Raw genomic sequence first — 14103 nt, forward strand, 5'->3', positions numbered from 1 at the left:
TTACAAATAAATAAGTTGCGTTTTAAGAACTTTTCTTCCTAAGCTTTCCAGAATTTTTTTATAATTTTCGATTTGGCGATCATTTTTTGCGGTTTCTTCTCCCGTTTTGAAATCAACAATAATATAGCCTTCATCGCTTTTTAAAATTCTGTCCGGACGATACATCCTACTTTCTCCGTTTTCAGAAATCATAATGTCTTTTTCATTGATAACTTCCCACTTTTCATCGAAAAATTCAGCATAATCCGTGATAATTTGCTCTAATGTGTCCTGAATATCATGTTGTTCTTCAATGGTTATTTGCCCGTCCAAAACATAACTTTCAACCACTTTTTTAATATCTTTTTCGGTGTTGATTTTCGAAAGCAATTCATGCACAAAAAGCCCGATTCTTACTTTTTCATTCCGAACCTGATAGTTTTTTGAAGGCGTAGCAATTTTAATGGAAGTATTCTTTTCATTACTATTTTTCAGATTGTGGATATCTTTCGTTTCAAAATGCGAAGTTTTATCTTTTGTATGCTTTCTCAGCATTTCGGGGCCAACTTCATACAAGTCAAACTCATCAAGGTTTTCCACATTTTTAGTTTGAAGAAATTCCAGCAACTCCAGATTATTTGATGTCTTATTCGCTTTTTGAATATAAAAAAACAATTGTTCAACAGGTCGCGTGGTTGCAACATATTGAAGACATAATCTATCAATAAAATTTTTATAAGAATTCTGTTTGTTGAATTTTTCAATTTCGGGATCGTAAACTTCGAGATTTTTACTAAACTGATTGATGTTTACAGACTTCAAAGGCGCATCGCTGCTGGTTTCAAACCAATTGGTAAATTCTGCGTCACGGTTTTTATTGATCATCGGAATAAAAACGATAGGGAATTCAAGACCTTTCGCTTTGTGAATCGTCATAATCTGTATCGCATCGATATTTTCAGAAGCCTGAATGGTGTATTTTGATGCTTCTTCATCCCAATATTTCAAAAATTCCTTTGTACTTGCTCCTGCATTTTGAGTAAAATTAAAAAGCATTTCCAGAAAGTTCAACAGGAAATCAGTTTCTTTATTTTCAACAGAAAATTCGTTGATGTAATATTCTACAGAATTGTATAAATTAAACCTCGGGAAGTGTTCCTGCTTTAATTTTAGAGCATATTTCTGCTGAATAAATTGTAAAATTTCTTCATGACTTTCTATTTCAAGAATTTCTTTCATTTCTAATGTGAAATCTGTCATCTCAATTCTGCCCAATTTGTTCAGATAATACATCATCATGATCAAAGTCGGTTTATTCTTTGGGTTGACTTCCCATCGAAGGAACTCAATAACAGCCTTCAGCGTATTAGATAATTCAAGAGTAAGACCTTTATCAGAAATCGTTTTGATATTGGTTTCTTCGCCTCTGTAATTTACTTTCAGGTTTCCTAATTTTTGTGAATAACTAAAAATGTCGAAATTTCCACGGCAAAGAATCGTAATGTCGGAAAATTTAAAACCATTATCCAGACTTTCCTGAATATCTTTTCGCATCCTTTCCGAAGTGTCGTTGTAAAAATCTTCATTGGTTAAGTTTTCAATAAGATTAACTTTTACGCGACCTTCAATGCTGGATCTGGGATTTTGCTCGGCATCTTCACCGAAAATATTTTTATGCTCTTCTTCTAACTTTGCTGAATGATATTGGTATAATTCATTATTAAAATGAACAATATTCTTTGCACTTCGCCAATTATCCTTTAAAACTAAAAGATCGGCTTGTTTTGGAGAAAATTCTTTTTTGTTGATAATATCGAGCATCAATTTACTTTCACCGCCACGAAAACGGTAAATACTCTGTTTTGGATCGCCAACCAGTGTAAAAGATGTATTTTCAGAAGAAACAGAATGATCTCTTAACGGAACAAAATTTTGCCACTGTAATTCTGAGGTGTCCTGAAATTCATCAAAGAAAAAATGCTGAAACTGAGCACCTACTTTTTCATAAATAAAAGAAGAAGGTTCATTTTTTAGATTTTCATTGATTAAAATATTAAACTTTGAAAGTAAAACAAGGTCATTTTCTTCTTCAATTTTTTTTAATTCATCCTGAATGTCTTTATTAACTTTCAAAGGAAGAAGCGCGGCTAAAATCTTTTCCTGTTTTTGAATTTCAATGTATAAAAAAATCAATTCCATACGGTTTTCGAGCAACTGATCAAGTATTTCAAAAACTTCAGATTCTTTATGTTTAGATTTTGCAGAAGTTCCTTTGCGATAATTATTTAAAACAGATTCTTCAGCGGTTGTCGGGAAAGGAAAACCCGCTCTTTTTTGATTGTAAAAGTCTAAAACTTTAGTAAAAAATCCTCCAATTCCGTTTTTTCCCTGTGCAAAATCTTCAATTTCAATATTTCTGGATTTAAATAATTCGATAGATTTTGTTGAAAGTTCAACAGATTGCTTTTTATTGGAAACAATTTCTTTTCGAAGCAGGTTTTTTATGTTTTCATAATTTGTATTGTCGAAATCTTTGTTGTTTTTAAGATGTTCATAATGAATGTCTTTTACAAATTCTTTCGCCGAATCGTAAAGGTTTTTATTTAAATTTATCCTTTCATTATTTTCAAGACTATAATCTACATAATCCATGAAAGAATTGGAGATTGTTTCATTTTCACCAATCTGATCAAGCATTTTATCCACAGCTTCAATCAAAAAAGGCTCTGCTTCAATTTCCAGATTAAAATTTTTCGCTAAACCTAATTCGTAAGAAAAGCTTCTTACCAAACGAGAATTAAAACGGTCGATCGTTCCGATATTTAATGTGGAATAATTGTGGAGAATATAATCCAGCATTTTTTTTGAACGCAGATGAAGTTCATCAATCGTAATTTTTAAACCTTCTTCTTCAAACGCTTTCTGAATATTCTTAAGATCTCCGTTTTCAGCGAAATTATCGGCAGAAAAGTTGCCTAACCATGATAAAATTCTTTCCTTCATCTCATTCGCCGCCTTATTGGTAAATGTAAGCGCTAAAATATTTCTGATGGAATGTTGCTGATTAGGATATCGAAGACAGATCATCAAAAGCCTTTGCACAAGCGCATAGGTTTTCCCAGAGCCGGCGGAAGCATTGATAACTGTATAAGAATTTTGCATTTTTTGATAGAATTGAAGGTGCAAGTTAGCTAAAATTTGACGTAAATTTTAACAATTTTGATTCACTATTTAACAGTTGAAGCGGTAAATTTCTAAAAGAATTGCCAAAACGCGTTAACTGTGGTTAAACTTCAATGAACGTCTGAAAATTGCTTTAGTTTTGCGTAATAAAAACTATCTGTGAAATATAAACTACTTTTTCTTTTATTTAACATATTATTCATTAATATTTCGGCTCAGGATTATATTTTCGGTAAAGTGACCACCGAAGAAAAAATAGAAATGCCGGATGTTATTGTAATCAATATTCGAACTGATGAACGGGCGACTACCAATAAAGACGGTCATTTTATGATTCTTGCAAAGATTGGCGACGAGTTGCGTTTTGTAAAGACAGGATACGAACGTTTTAATAAAAAAATTACCTCTGAAAATGTTTCTTCCCCTTTGAATATTAGCCTGATAAGATCTTTGGCTACGATAGAAGAGGTTGAAGTAAAAAAAGGATTAACAGGAGATTTAAAAATAGATTCAAAAACGTACGGTGCACCTAAGAAAGTGCAAAAGCTGCGGAATGATATTGATCGGTACATCGTTCAAAAGTCGGATCCCAGAGTTCTTGCCGCAAGACCAGGTGAGTTTGTTCAGCCAAAAGGTCAGGGATTTTCAATCGGAAAAGTTAAAAATAAATGGGACGATATTGACCTTACCAATTATTTGATTGAAAGCCTTGGCGAGCAGTATTTCACCGATCTGCAGCTTGAAAAAGCAGAAATTCAAAACTTTATAAGATATGCTTTGGTAGGATTTGAAAAGAAAAAAATCTTAAAATACGGATTTTGTAGCGATCAGGATTTAATGAGATTTCAAAGAGCCGTTTTAACAAGAATTGCCTCGTACAGAGCTCCGAAAACGCAGAAATAGACTTATATTTGTTTAGACAAAAGATAGCCATGAAATCAAGATGTATACTATTTATATTACTCCTGTTTTGTATTAATATATTTTCTCAACAGAAAATTACCGGAAAGATTATTGACGAAAACGGGATAGGACTGAGCTCTGTTTTAATTAAAAATATAAAAACCAATCAGAATTCTTATTCGGATAGTTTCGGAAATTTTACGATTGATGCAAATGAAAATGATGAAGTACGATTTGTAAAAGATTCTTATTATCGAACCGACAGAAAAGTTACGAAAGATAATCTTTCTAATCTAATGAATGTTTTGCTGATTCGTGCAGAGACTTTAATTCAGGAGGTTAAAATTGAGAAAAAAATGACTGGAAATTTAGCATTGGATAGTAAAAGATTTGGTGATGCAAAAGATTTGGTAAAAGTAAAAGCCGGCTTAGGCGATTATATGAGAAGTCCATTAAATGAGCCTTTGCCAACAAATGAGGTCTCTAAAACTTTTAAAGGGCATGATTTCAGTGCAGGACAGGTTGATCTTTTTGGAGTTTTCAAAGTAGCAAAAGGATTGGTGAAAAAAGCTACTGAGCCTAAAATTACAAAACCTACTTATAACGAAACACAGAACTTTATTAATGAGGTAAAACAGAAAATAAATTTAAATTTTCTGACATCTTACGGGCTTAACGAAGAACAGATTGATCATTTTCTTATTTATGCAAATGATACCCGTCAATTGGCAAAAAAATACAGGAAAACTTTTAATATTGTAGAAATTGAATCGGAGCTGAAAACCGCGTTTGCTTTGTATAACAGAACCCATAAAGTTTAAAATTAATTGAATTTTAATATAAAATATCGATCGTATTTAGGAGGAAAATTTATTTTTCTTTTCCTGCTTTTTGTATTCAATTTTATTTTTTGTCAGCAAACAATCACCGGGAAAATTACAGATGATAATGGTATTAATCTTGCAAATGTCACCGTGATCAATATCAAAACAGATATCAAATCCTATAGTAATGCTGCCGGAGAATTTTCTTTGAAAGCCTCAGGAAATGATGAAATTCGATTTGTAAAGGAAGGTTATGAAAGAGTTTCGGGAAGAGTTCCCGTCGGTGGTATGAGCACTCCCATATCGATTGTTCTCATTAAAATTCCTGAAGTGATTGAAGAGGTAAAAGTTGCCAAAAAACCGACAGGCGATTTGGAAACAGATTCGAGATCTGCTGCGAGGGTAAATAAAGGGGAAGCGGTGCGAGATGCGGTAGGACTTCCGCAACCGGAAGGTAAAATGCGTGAAAAACCTGCGGAGGTGAAACAGGTTCTTTTACCCATTCTTTTAGGTCAGCTCAACGTGCAGGGTGCTTATGATTTAATCAGCGGAAAAGCAAGGCGGCAAAAACGGCAGTACAGATATGATGATCTTCAGGAGCATATCAAATGGATTCGGGATCGGGTAGATGATGATTATTTTGTAAAAGCAGGAATTCCGCAGGATAAAATCTCCGAATTTATCGAGTTTTCTTTTGTGGAAAAACCTTTCGTAAGAACGTATGTAAAAGCGAAAAATTTATCAGGAGTACTTCTAAAGATGGAAGAAGTAATTCCTGTATATATTGATAGATTAAAAACCAGAAAACAATAATTTTAAACCTTTGAAATTTAGAATATGATGAAATAAAAAAACACACAAAAAATGATGAAACTTTTATTCGCAATAACTGCGCTCTTTTTCTTTGAGAGCGTATTTTCGCAACAGCAAATCTCCGGAAAAATAACGGATGAGAATGACTTCCGGATTCCTTCTGTTTTAGTAGTTAATATTACTAAAAACAAACAATCTTATAGCAATTCTCTAGGAGAGTTTTCTATTGAAGCTTCAAAAAACGATCAAATAAGGTTCATAAAAGACAATTATGAAAGAATTTCAGTAAGAGTTGTACTGGATGGGAATATCATCAATCAGCATATTGTGATGACTAAAACACCAAAGGTGATTGAAGAGGTAAAAATTGTAAAATTAAGTGGAGACCTTTCTAAAGACTCGCAAAAATTTGCAAAAGAAGATAAAGCTTGGGAAATTCAAAGGGCTATTGGGCTTCCCAAACCTCCGGAGATTATGAGGGAGAAAGTTCCTACAATTCATGATATTTTTACCTATTATATTTTTAGTGCTTCTATTGATATAGATGTCATATATAAATTAATAAGCGGAGATGCCAGAAGAATGAAAAATATATATAAATTTGATGATAGAGAAAGAAATATAAAGTGGCTTACCGATAGGATTTCTGCAGATTATTTTACGGAAGCAGGAATTCCTCAGGAAAGAATAAAAGAATTCTTAGGATATTCTTTCAGTGAAAATTCTCAAATCTTGTTAAATATTAAAAAGAAAAATATTAATGCCGCTATTTTTGAGATAGACAAAACAATTCCAAAGTTTGTTGAAAGACTGAAAACAAACCAATAGCTAAATGTTAATAAAATCTTAAAATTTGGAATAGAAATTGATATGGATTTGTAATTACAAACAAATCACAAAGTTATAATGAACAAAAATATCATCGCTATTGCCATCGCAGCTCTTGGCTTTGTCATTGGTCTGGGGCTGTTAGGAAGCGCCATTAAAAACAGAAATAAATCTGAAAATACAATTTCTGTGACGGGTTTGGGAACCAAACCATTTACTTCCGATCTGATTACGTGGTCTGGAAGTTTCTCTAAAAATAATTACGACCTTAAATCTGCCTACGACGAGTTGGCTTTAGATCGAAAAACCATTAATGATTACCTGCTGTCAAAAGGTGTGAAGCAAAGTGAAATTGTTTTTTCTTCGGTTGACATTCAGAAACAATTCAGAAATAGTACGGATGCTAACGGTAATACGATTCAGAACGAGTTTTCTGGATATAATTTAACCCAAACAGTTTCTATTGAAAGTAAAGAAGTCGCGAAAATAGAAAATCTTTCCAGAAATATCACAGAAATTATCAATCGCGGAATTGAATTTACCTCTTCTTCCCCAAGTTATTTTTATACAAAACTGGCGACGGTAAAACAGGAAATGATCGCTTCTGCCACAAAGGATGCAAAAGAACGTGCTGAAAAAATTGCTGAAAACTCTGGAAGTAGCTTAGGAAATCTGAAAAAAGCAACAATGGGGGTTATCCAAATCACTGCTCCGAATTCTAATGAAGACTATTCTTATGGCGGAACTTTTAATACGGCTTCGAAAGATAAAGAAGCGAGTATTACGATTAAATTGGAGTATGAAGTGAATTAATGATTTTATAAACCGTAAAGATTTAAGTATAAAAAAATCCGAAGTTTTGCGCTTCGGATTTATATTTTTAATGATAAACTACATCGTAGATTTCATCTTTAATTTCTTCTAAATTTTCAGGAGAATAATTGGCCAGCAACCAAAGATCCAAAGGTTTTTTACCTTCGCCATAACTCGGTTGAACATACATTTCATCAATTAAATTAAAGCCATTTCGTTGATAAAAAGCATATCGTCTTTTCGCATCATCGCCCAAATGTTCCGGTTCGATTTCTAAAATAATTCTCGCATAATTTTCAAATAAATAACCAGTAATATAAGAACCCAATTTCTGACTTCTGAATTGTGGAAAAACTTCAAAATGTTCCACAAAAGTAAAATCTGATAATTCCCAAATGATGAGGTAACCAACGTTTTGAGCTTCATGCAAAACGGAAATTATTTTCACTTTCGGATTTGCAAAAAGCGTGGATAATTTATTCCAATCTCGTCGCTCATCTTCCGGAAAAGTCGAACAATAAGAGTCAAAAATTTCCTGAACTCTGTAATCGTCAGGAGAAGTAATTTGTAAAAATTCCATGATTAAAGGTCAAAAACGTTAGGGCGCCTTGTGATAAACATATCTTTGATCCACAATGTAAACGCTAAACCAAGATAGATTAAAAAGAAAAAACCAGCCGTTGCAAACGTAGAATAGATGAAAAATATTCTCAATTTTGAAACAGGAATTCCCAGTTTAGCGCCTGTTCTTGTAAGAACACCAAACCATTCTCTTTCCATTTTGTGGCGGATATTATCTAGCATTTGAAGAATCTTTTAAAAGTTTAAATCCAATACCGCAATTTAAGCAATTTTTTTCTTCACATGAATTTTTGAAGTGATAAATCAAGCTCTGACTTTCCAAAGCGGTCTTAAACTTCAAACCCAGTTTTTTCCAATCATCAATAACTGAATTTTTTTCAGCGGAAAGATTTTTATAAAAGTTCAGAATTTCATCAGCGATTTCTTCGTAGTGATACTTATGATAGGTATATTTTAAAGGTAAAATCGTATTTAAAATAATTAATTCAATAAAATCTTTAGTCAGAATTTTAGGTTGATCGACGGGTGAAATTTTATCGAAATTAAAATGATTATCCCAATATTCTGAAGCTTTTATATCTTTAAAAATCTCAAATAATTGTTCTGAATTTTTAGCATGAATAATTTTCGAGAACAAATTCTGATGCTGAAAATAAAGATTTGCCAATTGTGACAAACGAATTGTTGGGAAATTTGGAGGTCGTAATCGTAAAAATTTAGGACGAATTTTTAAATCGGAAATATTGAATTTAGCTTTAATAAAATCAAATTCGCGTTTCCAGATTTTCATTTGTTCATCCTGAGGATTTTCCAACCAATCGGAAATTCCGAAAAATAAAGCTTCAAGCTGAGTTTGATTTTGTTGAATTTTTAGAATAATATTAAAATCGATGCCTTCCGCAATTTGTCTAAAAATTAAAGCGTTAACTTTTAAACCAAAAGAGTAGGCGAGAGAATGAAACAAAACGGCTTCAAAATTATTTTTAAAGTGTTTTAAATTACTCTCAAATTCCAGCGATTTTTCTTCCAGCTTTTTCAGGACATTTTCTTCATGAAAGTTGATAGGAATTTTATTGGATTCAAAAATATTTTCACAAGGAATAAACTGATTTCCGCTTATCAATTTCTCATATTTCCAAAAAACCTTTTCATCAATATGATCCTTTAATTCTAACGTAGGAATATTTTTATTGTTGAGTTCATCAATCTCGCAATCATTTAGAAAAACAACATGAAGAATAATGTTTTGATAATTCGGATTGAGAGAATGATTGTGAAAAATCCAGTCGGAAGATTTTACATGAAGTTCAATATTACCAGCGAAAATAATATTGTTGATTTTAATTTTTGCTGATAGAAAATCCGGACCGGAATTGGTATTCCATTTGCCGAAATCTAATATTTCAACGGAATTCCCTTCAATATCCTTGAAGTCAAAATGTTTGAAAATCTTAAAATTCCAAAGATATTGAAGTAATTTTTCCGTCATGAGTTAACACAAATATAGCGGAACTGCTATACTTTTGTCAACTCTTTTTTAAAGTTTTCGATCGTTGTTCTATACATTTCTTCATATATAGGAAGAATGTTTTTTAAATCGAATTTTATCGCTTGTTCTTTCGCGTTTTTCTTCATTTCGGTTAAAAGTTCTTCATTGCTCAATAATTTGATACAATAATTACTCATTGCCTCTACGTTTCCTATTTCCGCCAAAAATCCGGTTTCTCCTTGGATATTTACCTCAGGAATTCCACCTGCATTTGAACTGATAACCGGAGTATTTGCCGCCATCGCTTCCAACGCCGCCAAACCAAAACTTTCCTGCTCAGAAGGCAATAGAAATACATCTGAAAGCTGAAGAATTCTATAAAGATCATTTACTTTTCCAAGCAAACGGATTTTTGAAATCAATTCAGGATTTTCTTCCAAAAACTGATTGATTTTTTCCATATCAGGACCTTCACCGATGATGATTAATTTCGATTTTACCTTTTTCTCAACATTTTTGAAAATCTGTAAAACTTCATCCACACGTTTTACCGGACGTAAATTCGAAACGTGAATTAAGATTTTTTCATCCGGATTGGCAAATTGTGTTCTCTGACATTCATTGCATTCGTCAAATTCAGAATTATCAATAAAATTGGTAATCACCTGAATTTCTTTCTTGATTTTAAAGAATTGCAACGTATCTCTTTTCAAACTTTCAGAAACAGAAGTGATTGCATCTGATTGATTGATTGAGAATTCTACTGCATGTTTGTAACTTGGGTGTTGACCAACCAAGGTAATGTCTGTTCCGTGAAGTGTCGTCACCAAAGGAATATCGTTGTTGTCTTCCTGCAACATTTGCTTTGCCGTAAACGCCGCATAAGCATAAGGAATCGCGTAATGTGCGTGAAGTAAATCAAGCTTATAAAGATTCACAACACGATAAATCATCGAACTTAACGCAATATCATAAGGCTGATATTGGAAAAGCGGATACGTCTGAACATTTACTCTGTGGAAAAAAATATTCGGGTTGGTGATGTCTAATCTCGCAGGAAGTGCGTTGCTGATGAAGTGCACTTCGTAGCCTTTATTGGCCAGCGACATTCCCAGTTCGGTTGCCACAATTCCGCTTCCGCCGTATGTTGGATAGCAAAGTATGCCTATTTTCATTAGTTTACTGTTGTTTTGATGTGTTAAATACTTTTGAATTTACACGTTATTTGGCAGTTGGATTCAAATCGATTCCCATTCCTGCCTTTAATTTATCATTTACCAAGACAGGAAGTCTGCCCCAGATTTTTGTTTTTCCGTTCAATGCATCGGCTGTTGCATTCATAGAGTCGTCATTGTTTTCATAAGAAACCAAAACGGTTGAAATTTTTGAAATATCAATATCCTTCAAAGCATAAGCGCTGCCGAAAACGTTTAGAATAATATTTTGTCTTTTGGTTAAATCGCGTAAAACTTTTTTTGAAGCATCTGAGACTTTGTAAGGTTTGTATGCCGTAGAATTATCCTTGTGTAAACCTACAATTACCGTAGAATTAGCCGGAATTGTATTAATTTCATTCGCTTTTTTAATAATTATATTTGAACCTAATTGATTCGCGAAAGTTTGATAAGGTGCTTCTTCCAAAGGAACATAATAAATTTGTTTTCCTTTTAATGGAAGCAGTTTTTTCTCATCTTTCAATAAAGTTAAAGCATTTGAATATAAGTTCTGAACCAATACTTTATGAGAATCATTATTTAAATCTGAATTAATATTTTCAGGATTTTTCGGTGTGTATTGATTTAAACCTAAATAATATTTGGTTAAAAGAATTTTCTTTACACTTTCTTCAACTCTTGATTGTGAAATTTCTCCGTTGTCAATTGCTTTTTGAATTAATTTTTTACCACTTGCTACACCTTGCGAGAACAACATAATATCATTTCCCGCTTTGAAAGCTATTGCATCCAATTCGCCCGGATTGTATTTATTGGCTACAGCGCCCATGTTTAGGGCATCGGTAATAATTAATCCTTTATAACCTAACTGATCTTTTAATAAACCCGTAACAATATTTTTAGAAACCGAAGCCGGAATTCCTTTTCCTGATTCCAAAGTCGGAACATATAAATGAGCAACCATTACACCACCGATGCCTTTATCCATTAAAGCTTTGAAAGGCGCAATCTCTATATCATTTAATCTTTCTAAATTATGCGAAACTACAGGTAAATCTAAATGAGAATCTGTATTTGTATCACCGTGTCCCGGAAAATGCTTAATTGCCGCTAAAATATTATTATTTTGAAGTCCATTGGAGTAGGATAGGGCAGAACTGATCACGTTATTTACTTGAGAACCGAAACTTCTGTTTCCGATAATCGGGTTGTTGGGGTTTGTATTAACATCAACAACTGGCGCAAAATCCCAGTTGATGCCCATTCTGTGGCAGTCTTCTGCTATTTTGGCAGACATCTGCTCGATTAAATTCTTATCCTGAATGGCTCCCAACGTCATTGCCCAAGGATATTTGTGAGCCGTTGCAATTCTCTGGAAAACGCCCCATTCGGCATCCATCCCGATCATTAACGGAACTTTGGATTTTTGCTGAAACTCATTCACCAAATTGATTTCTCTTGCGGCATCATCCTGCATCAGAATCAATCCACCGATTTTATCGTTGACAACGATGTTTCTTACGGTATTGATCTCATTTTCACCTTTGTTAGTGTAAAGAGCTACAATGAAGAGCTGCCCCAGTTTTTCGTCTTGAGATAGATTTTTGTATGTTGTATCTACCCATTGATTGGCCTTTTTCAAATCTTCTTCAGAAATGTTTTTGGGCTGATATTGAGCATTGATCTTTGAACCTACCAATAAGAAAATAAAGAGGGAAGTATAAACCAGTTTCTTCATAATTTTTTGAATAAGAACAAAAATACAATTAAAAAAATTGATGAAAACAATGTTTTTGAAACTTTTGGTATATGATTTGAATACGGTTTATAAATAATAAATAAAACTTTTATAAAATGAAAAAATTTCTTCCAGTTTTACTACTAGCTTTTGTAAGCTTATTTATATTTAGCTGTGATAATGATGATAATGTGGTTGGAGATGGTGATACTTATTCTAAAGTGAGAGATGCTACAGGAACATTTACAAGCGCTGACAGTTATACTCTTTCTATGGATATTGGTATTGGAAATAATGATGTTGTTTTAGTATATAGAAGAGTAAATAATTTATGGCAAAGTATTCCAAAAACTTATTACTTAGATAATGTTACGGCTCCTAATACAGGACGAGAATTAGATTATAGTTTTGATTTTAATACGCAAGAGGTGAACATTAGAACATCAGCAAATTTTAATCAGGCTTCAATGTCCTCTGCAGAGGCAAATCAATATTTAAATAACCAGACTTTTAGAATTGTATTAGTTCCTGCAAGTGCTGGTAAAGGCACAAATACAGTTGATACAAATGATTACAATGCTGTAATTAAGTACTACGGATTAAATGATTCTAATGTACCGATTACTAAAGCAAATTAATTAGTATATCTTTTCAGTTTTTTATAATTAAAACCCCTTGAAAATTATTTTCAAGGGGTTTGTTTTGTCAGCATGGATGTCTAAATCCACAAGGACCATTTACAATATATGATGGATTGAAAGGCTTTTGAACAATTTTTATATTCCTAATATCTAGCCAAAACCAACTTCTTGGAGCATAAGAGGGATTTCTATCTTCACTAATACCAGGTAAGAATTTTATTAATAATGCATTTTTAGCTTCTCTTGTAGAAAAATAGAATGTATAATCTTTATCTTCACTAGCCCAAAATGTAGTTTTTTCAGTTTTTTGCATTCTACCATAGTTAGCTGGTCCTGGAAATTCAGATGATACTACTGGTTTGGTGGAGCATGGGTCAGAACCAGGTATTATTGGAGAATCTACTAATTGAAGATTTATACTCGAAAACTTTTCACTTGCATCTATCCCTTTATATCTTTCAGCTAATACTGAATTAGCCATTCCACTACTAGGGCTTTTTATAACTTTAACATAATCGGTGAGTTGTGTTTTTAGGGTGATTTCATAAGTTACATTGGCTTCAAAAGGAAACTCGATAGATATTGCATTAGATTCTTGGATATTGCTTAATTCTTCACGACCTCTATTTATAGTTACTTTGGAATCATTTTTAGCCTCCAGTTTTACCCCAAACCATGTATCATAGCGCAATGCTGATGCTCTTCGAGGCTTTCCATATCCTCTTATTAAGTATCCGTTTTGAGTAATAGGATCTGGGCCATAGCACTGTGTTGAAGTCTGAGCAGGGCTATTAAGAGAGGATAAATATTCAAAGGAACACCCTCCTCCTTCACTAATTATGCCAGTTTCAAATGATAAGTCCATCACAACATTTTCATTTGTTGATTTACTTAATGAGCTATTTTTTGCTTTTTTGGTTAAGATTTCTTTAGTCACTTCTTCTTCATGTGCGCTTACTAGATCACTAGTTGAACAGCCTACTGTTAAAAGAGTTGATAATAAAAATAATGTTTTCTTCATTTTTTAACGTTTATGTTTTAAGGCACAAAATTAATAATTTAAAAATAAACACTATTTAGTGATATATGCAGTGATAATGAAATTATACTAAGCCTTTCCAATAAAAAAGCTCAA

13 protein-coding genes are annotated in these 14103 nt (G+C 32.8%); 6 read left to right on the forward strand and 7 right to left on the reverse strand.

Annotated features, from left to right (window positions below):
- Positions 1–3141, reverse strand: coding sequence for a UvrD-helicase domain-containing protein (locus ABEG63_RS14300; RefSeq protein WP_346585678.1), 3141 nt, complete (start codon positions 3139–3141; stop codon positions 1–3).
- A gap of 180 nt (positions 3142–3321) precedes the next feature.
- On the opposite strand from ABEG63_RS14300, the gene ABEG63_RS14305 reads away from it, so the two are divergent.
- The 5 genes from ABEG63_RS14305 to ABEG63_RS14325 all read left to right on the forward strand — a co-directional run bounded on the left by ABEG63_RS14305 (position 3322) and on the right by ABEG63_RS14325 (position 7343).
- Complete coding sequence (locus ABEG63_RS14305; RefSeq protein WP_346585680.1) at positions 3322–4065, forward strand: hypothetical protein; 744 nt, start codon at positions 3322–3324, stop codon at positions 4063–4065.
- Positions 4066–4094: 29 nt separating this feature from the next.
- The gene (locus ABEG63_RS14310) at positions 4095–4886 is read left to right on the forward strand and encodes a hypothetical protein (protein WP_346585682.1); all 792 of its coding nucleotides are present in this window, start codon (positions 4095–4097) and stop codon (positions 4884–4886) included.
- Between the two features lie 6 nt (positions 4887–4892).
- Complete coding sequence (locus ABEG63_RS14315; protein WP_346585684.1) at positions 4893–5702, forward strand: carboxypeptidase-like regulatory domain-containing protein; 810 nt, start codon at positions 4893–4895, stop codon at positions 5700–5702.
- A 51-nt stretch (positions 5703–5753) separates the two neighbouring features.
- Entirely contained in the window at positions 5754–6530 is a 777-nt protein-coding gene (locus tag ABEG63_RS14320; protein ID WP_346585686.1) for a carboxypeptidase regulatory-like domain-containing protein, read from the forward strand.
- A gap of 78 nt (positions 6531–6608) precedes the next feature.
- Positions 6609–7343: an SIMPL domain-containing protein gene (locus ABEG63_RS14325; RefSeq protein WP_267405857.1), complete on the forward strand. Its 735-nt coding sequence runs from the start codon at positions 6609–6611 to the stop codon at positions 7341–7343.
- 67 nt (positions 7344–7410) lie between these two features.
- Here ABEG63_RS14325 and ABEG63_RS14330 read toward each other — a convergent pair whose 3' ends face one another.
- From ABEG63_RS14330 to ABEG63_RS14350, 5 genes are read right to left on the reverse strand one after another with little or no spacing between them, the layout of a single operon-like run.
- Complete coding sequence (locus ABEG63_RS14330) at positions 7411–7923, reverse strand: GNAT family N-acetyltransferase (RefSeq protein WP_346585688.1); 513 nt, start codon at positions 7921–7923, stop codon at positions 7411–7413.
- A 2-nt stretch (positions 7924–7925) separates the two neighbouring features.
- On the reverse strand, positions 7926–8147 hold the full coding sequence (locus ABEG63_RS14335) for a PspC family transcriptional regulator (RefSeq protein ID WP_267405859.1): 222 nt from the start codon (positions 8145–8147) through the stop codon (positions 7926–7928).
- On the reverse strand, positions 8137–9414 hold the full coding sequence (locus ABEG63_RS14340) for a DUF2851 family protein (protein ID WP_346585690.1): 1278 nt from the start codon (positions 9412–9414) through the stop codon (positions 8137–8139). Before ABEG63_RS14340 ends, ABEG63_RS14335 begins: the two co-directional genes overlap by 11 nt.
- A gap of 26 nt (positions 9415–9440) precedes the next feature.
- Positions 9441–10589, reverse strand: coding sequence for an N-acetyl-alpha-D-glucosaminyl L-malate synthase BshA (gene bshA, locus ABEG63_RS14345; RefSeq protein WP_267405861.1), 1149 nt, complete (start codon positions 10587–10589; stop codon positions 9441–9443).
- 46 nt (positions 10590–10635) lie between these two features.
- Positions 10636–12327: a glycoside hydrolase family 3 N-terminal domain-containing protein gene (locus ABEG63_RS14350; RefSeq protein WP_346585693.1), complete on the reverse strand. Its 1692-nt coding sequence runs from the start codon at positions 12325–12327 to the stop codon at positions 10636–10638.
- Positions 12328–12443: 116 nt separating this feature from the next.
- Between ABEG63_RS14350 and ABEG63_RS14355 the strand changes: the two genes are divergently transcribed.
- Positions 12444–12965, forward strand: a complete 522-nt coding sequence (locus tag ABEG63_RS14355) for a hypothetical protein (protein WP_346585695.1) — start codon at positions 12444–12446, stop codon at positions 12963–12965.
- Between the two features lie 67 nt (positions 12966–13032).
- On the opposite strand, the gene ABEG63_RS14360 is transcribed toward ABEG63_RS14355, so the two are convergent.
- Positions 13033–13989, reverse strand: a complete 957-nt coding sequence (locus ABEG63_RS14360) for a hypothetical protein (protein ID WP_346585697.1) — start codon at positions 13987–13989, stop codon at positions 13033–13035.
- Between the last annotated feature and the right edge of the window lie 114 nt (positions 13990–14103).

Origin of the sequence: Chryseobacterium sp. C39-AII1, assembly GCF_039672645.1 — a bacterium.
GTDB lineage: Bacteria > Bacteroidota > Bacteroidia > Flavobacteriales > Weeksellaceae > Chryseobacterium.